Here is a 4,208-nt window from a genome sequence, read left to right on the forward strand (position 1 = left end):
CAAGTCCTTCCACACTCCGGCCACGCCCTTGACGCGCGCCTGGCCGCCTAGTTTCCCCTCCGTGCCCACCTCGCGCGCCACGCGCGTCACCTCCGAGGCGAACGCGTTCAATTGATCCACCATGGTGTTGATGGTATTGGCGATTTGAAGAAAGGCGCCTTTAACCGGCCTCCCGTCGATCTGCAACGGCATGGTCTGCGAAAGGTCTCCTTTAGCTGCCGCGCCGATCACGCGCGCCACTTCGGTGGTGGGTTGGACGAGATCGTCGATCAAGGAGTTGATGGAATCCACGCCGGTTTTCCAGGAGCCGCTCAGCGCTCCCAAAGAAATCCGCTCGGTCAAAATGCCGTCTTTGCCCACCGACTGGCTGATGCGCTCGAATTCCCTTGATCTGGCTTCAAGGACTTCGATGATATCGTTGAATGTTTCCGCGATTTCCATCGAAACACCGGGATGTTTTAATGAAAGGCGAGCCGTAAAATCTCCCCTGCGGATTTTTTTGAGCGCCCTCAAAAGCCTGACGGCCGTCAACATGTCGATTCCCGCGGAATCTTTAGTCATTAGGTGATCATCCCTTTGAGCATGGTTTTCATGACGGTTTCCCTGAGGGCCAAATTCTCCAACGGCTTAGCCAAAAAACCGTCGGCCCCGAGATCATAGGCTTTGGCGATGTTGCCCAGATTCGCGGATATGGAGAGCATCAGGACCGGAATTTTTTGCCCGGCCGGGTTGTTCCTGATATGCTCGAGCACCTCCCAGCCGTCCATCTCAGGCATGGAAATATCCAAAATGACGAGATTCGGATGTTCCTCAATCACCATATTCAACCCTTCCTTGGATTTTTGCGCCACCAGCACCTCATGACCGTCCACGTCAAGCAAAAAAGAAATTGTTTTAAGCGTCACCTCGTCGTCGTCAATAACGATAATTCTCCCTTTTCCGCGAAACCGTTCTGGAACCATAACGTTTCCCTCCTCTTGGCGCCGCTTCTATTTCGCCTATAAATCCTAGAAGGAAGAAAAAATTCTGTCCACAAGGAGATGTTTTTACGAGGGAAAAAGGGCCGAATTGCAACCGCCCTGCAACCTAGTGTAGTGCGTCATAAATCCCTTTGCATTCGTCACCCCGGCCAAAGCCGGGGTCCAGGCCTGGATTCCCGCCTTCGCGGGAATGACGCCAAAAGTAAAGAAGTGTTGGACGCACTACGCTAGCGCTGAGACTGTAGCGCTAAGGGTTATGTCAAATCGTGCGCCAGGGCGTAGCCTTGACCGGAGACGGTTTTAACGAGCCTAGAAAGCTTGGGGCCCAGGTGCCGGCGCAGGCGCGACACGGCGACATCCACTTCCTTATCACGAACGCTATTTTTCCAAAGCCGGCGCACCAAAACGACCCGGGGAACGACTTTTCCTTGGCGCAAGGCCAAGAGGTAAAGAAGGCCAAACAGCCTGACGGGTAAATGTAATGGCGCCCGGCCGCGGACAAACACCTTGTTCTCGTCCGGCTGAAACGTCAGGGCTCCGTAGGTCAAAAAATGCGGCCGTTCGCCGCGATAAGGAAGACGATGGACGATGGCCTTGGCATATTGCTTAAGCTTGGCCAAGTCAATGGGCTTGGTCAAATGAAGATCGGCGCCGTTGCGATAAGCATGGATCGCATAGCGAAAGCGCTTTAAGCTCGTCAACACGACGACCGGCAGCAGCCTGGTCTGCGGGTTGCGCTTGATTTTGCGGCACAGCTTGATGCCGTCGCCGTCGGGAAGCATAAGATCCAGAATCACCAGAGCGATATCCTTGCGTTGCCCGAGCAAACGCTGGGCCTGGGCCAAGGTTGAAGCCGCCAACGTTTTGTAACCCCACTTTTGGAAGGCCTTGACTAAAATTTTCTGGGTGACCGGCTCATCCTCAACGATTAAAACCTGTCCCATGGGTTTACTGAAAATAATCCCGCAGCATGCGCACGATGCCTTCGGTCGCCTTCTCCGGAATTTCTTCCCCGTCCCAGTTGATGGAGAAATGGGCGTTTTTCTGGGTCGGCTTGACATAAGTCTCGTACATGGGAAGAACCGTGGTCAACACCTGGTGTTTAGCCTGGGTTACGCTGCGGCCGCGCTCCGCGATGTCGCGCTCGATTCTTCGCAAAACCGCGGTGGCCAGGCCGGTTGAAACGAAAAGCTTGTAATCGTAAAAATTTAAAAACTCGGGAAAATAAAAAGCGTAGAGACCCTCAACGACAACCAAGGGCGTTGGTTTGAGCGTCGCTGTTTTTTGAGCCCTAGTGTGCAGTTTAAAATCATAAACCGGCTGCTCGATCACGGCCCCGGAGCGAAGTTTTTTCAAATGCTCCAACGCCAAAGGCAAATCCACGGCATCGGGATGATCGAAATTATAGGCTTCCCGTTCTTCGAGGCTTAAATGGCCGAGAGGTTTATAATAGTTATCGAGGGAAAATATTTGTCCTTCGATGCCGATGGCCGCGCATTGAGCCACGATCTTGCGGGCGAACGTGGTTTTCCCCGATCCCGAGCCGCCGGCAATGCCGACCAAGCAGGGTTTCTTCTTAAATGCAGCGTCCATGTGTCAATTCTTCTACCATTTTCGCTTTTTTTATAACGGCTCAACTCCCCCCAAGTGGTATAAAATATACGGGTTCCTATTGTCATCATCGATGAAACCGGCCATCCCCATGTCTGAACAAAAAACCGCCCCCGATTCTCCTGAGCTCCTGTCGAATTGGCAGCAGCTTTTAAAACAAATCAACGAACATGCCGCCCCCGTGCCAAACGCCGAAGACCTGAAGAAATCCGAACTTTTCATCAACAGGGAATTAAGCTGGCTCGATTTCAACGACCGGGTTTTAAACGAGGCCGCGGACGCCACCGTCCCGCCCCTGGAACGGCTGCGCTTTGTGGCCATCGTCAGTTCCAACTTGGATGAATTTTTCATGATCCGTGTGGCTGAAATTGCCCGCACCGTTGCAGCGGACCCGGGGCAGCGCTATCCCGACGGACTCAAAGCCTCGGAAGTATACGGCCAAATCCGCGAACGCGTGCTGGCGCAAAAAACACGCCAAGCCCAGGTGTTCAGCGAGATTATCGAAACCCTGCGCCAAAATGGAATTGAAATTCATGCTCACTTCAACGGCGACACTGAACTCGATGCTGGGATCAAAGAGCGCCTCCCTCTTGTCAAAATTTTTCTTCGCCAAGCCAAAGACGCATTCCCGGCGCTACCGGCCGGACGCATCCATGTGTTTGTACGCTTTGCCAAAGAATACGCGATCCTCTCCATTGAGGATAAAGCTGGACGCTTAATCGAGCTGCCCGGAAGCCGGCGCTTTGCCCTGGCCGAGCGCTGGCTTTGCGCCAAGGCCGCCGAGCTTTTCCCGGGCCGCGAAGTCATCGAGGCCTTCCCCTTTAAAATTATTCGGGAAGCCAATATGCGCGTACGGCCGGAAGACGAAGAAACGCTTGAAGAACAAATCATCCAGGGCCTCGAAGGGCGAAGCCGGGGCAAACCCGTGCGCCTGGAGGTGGATGCCCCGCAATATTCCGAAGGCGCTTTTTTCCTGGCGACCACGCTCCGGCTTGATTCCGCGGCCATGTACCGATTTGATCTGCCGCTTGACCTGATGACGCTGATGAGAATTTACGACAGCGACGAACGCGACCTGCGCTACCCCGCCATCGAACCCAAACTTCCCTCGCCGCTGGAGAATCCGCAGCGTATGTTTGCCTTGCTGCGGCGTCACGATATCCTGCTGCATCATCCTTACGATTCCTTTGACGCCATCGTCAATTTAATGGATCAAGCGGCGCGCGATCCCCAGGTCAAGCGCATTTACCACACCATCTACCGCGCCGGGCAGCAATCCCCCCTCATGGAATCGCTCAAAGAAGCCTGCCGCCAGGGCAAGAAGGTCACCGTTTATGTGGAAATCAAAGCCCGCTTCGATGAGCTCAATAATATGCGCTGGATGTCCGAGTTAAAAAAAGCGGGCGCCTCGGTCGTGCCCGCCCTGGGCCATTTCAAAGTCCACAGCAAGGTCACGCAAATTATCCGCGAGGAAAACGGCGGCGAGGTTTCTTATCTTCACCTGGGAACCGGCAATTATCATCCCAAAACAGCGCGCCAGTATACCGACCTGGGGCTCTTAACCAGCGACGCGACCCTGGGTTCGGATATCAGCGCGTTTTTTGAAACGATTTCCCG

At 54.1% G+C, this 4,208-nt stretch carries 5 protein-coding genes; 1 reads left to right on the plus strand and 4 read right to left on the minus strand.

Annotated elements, in window-relative coordinates:
* From HYT79_12545 to udk, 4 genes are all read right to left on the minus strand, one after another.
* The coding region (locus tag HYT79_12545; GenBank protein MBI2071410.1) for a methyl-accepting chemotaxis protein at positions 1-561 on the minus strand (561 nt) is incomplete at its 3' end.
* On the minus strand, positions 561-962 hold the full coding sequence (locus HYT79_12550) for a response regulator (GenBank protein MBI2071411.1): 402 nt from the start codon (positions 960-962) through the stop codon (positions 561-563). The genes HYT79_12545 and HYT79_12550, both read right to left, overlap by 1 nt.
* A gap of 272 nt (positions 963-1,234) precedes the next feature.
* Positions 1,235-1,924, minus strand: a complete 690-nt coding sequence (locus HYT79_12555; GenBank protein ID MBI2071412.1) for a response regulator transcription factor — start codon at positions 1,922-1,924, stop codon at positions 1,235-1,237.
* 4 nt (positions 1,925-1,928) lie between these two features.
* Entirely contained in the window at positions 1,929-2,573 is a 645-nt protein-coding gene (udk, locus tag HYT79_12560) for a uridine kinase (protein ID MBI2071413.1), read from the minus strand.
* Between the two features lie 109 nt (positions 2,574-2,682).
* On the opposite strand from udk, the gene HYT79_12565 reads away from it, so the two are divergent.
* On the plus strand, positions 2,683-4,208 hold a 1,526-nt coding region (locus tag HYT79_12565; protein ID MBI2071414.1), incomplete at its 3' end, for a hypothetical protein.

The organism is Elusimicrobiota bacterium, assembly GCA_016180815.1.
GTDB lineage: Bacteria > Elusimicrobiota > Elusimicrobia > JACQPE01 > JACQPE01 > JACPAN01.